The sequence below is a fragment of the Thiocystis violacea genome (assembly GCF_016583575.1).
In the GTDB taxonomy this organism is placed as follows: Bacteria; Pseudomonadota; Gammaproteobacteria; order Chromatiales; family Chromatiaceae; genus Thiocystis; species Thiocystis violacea.
In genome coordinates, this window is the sequence record NZ_NRRG01000176.1 from 1 (window position 1) to 593 (window position 593).

Genomic DNA, 593 nt, shown 5'->3' on the forward strand with positions numbered 1-593 from the left:
GCTCGGCGATGGCGCGCACCCGTGCCGGACGGGTCGGGCCGTCCTTGAGGGTGACGCCGGCGGCGAGTGCGTCGAGTTGTGCGGCCTCCGGGGTGCCCTCGACCTGCACCCAGTAGGTCTTCCAGGCCTTGTGTCGGGGGTGGCTGATGCGGTGCTGGAGCTGGCCGTCGTCGGTGAGCAGCAGCAGCCCCTCGCTGTCCTTGTCGAGCCGCCCGGCGGGATAGACGCCGGGCAGCGGGACGTGGTCGCCGAGGGTTGGGCCCTCGCCGGAGAACTGGCAGAGCACGCCATAGGGCTTGTTGAGCAGGATCAGTCGGGACATCGGATCAATCACGCTCCAGGGCGGCGCGCACGCACTGCAGCACGCCGTAGTCGAACTCACCGCCGAGGGCCTCGTGGAGCGCGCGCAGCGGGCTGATGGCGTTCTCGGGCAGCGCGGCGAAGGCCGTCTCGATGCGCTTCAGGCTGGCGGCGTCGAGCCCGGTGGCGGTGGCCGCGTCGAGCTCGCCGGCGGCCACCGCGCGGGCGAGATGACCGTGGATGGTGCGCGGCTTGAGACCGCGGCGCGCGGCGATGGTGGCAACATCGGCGCC

At 72.5% G+C, this 593-nt stretch carries 2 protein-coding genes; both read right to left on the reverse strand.

What is annotated here, in order from left to right:
• On the reverse strand, window positions 1–322 hold a 322-nt coding region (locus tag CKO27_RS24050), incomplete at its 3' end, for a pseudouridine synthase (RefSeq protein WP_242471117.1).
• Between the two features lie 4 nt (window positions 323–326).
• Window positions 327–593: helix-turn-helix domain-containing protein (locus CKO27_RS24055; RefSeq protein ID WP_200377427.1), on the reverse strand; the 267-nt coding region annotated here is incomplete at its 5' end.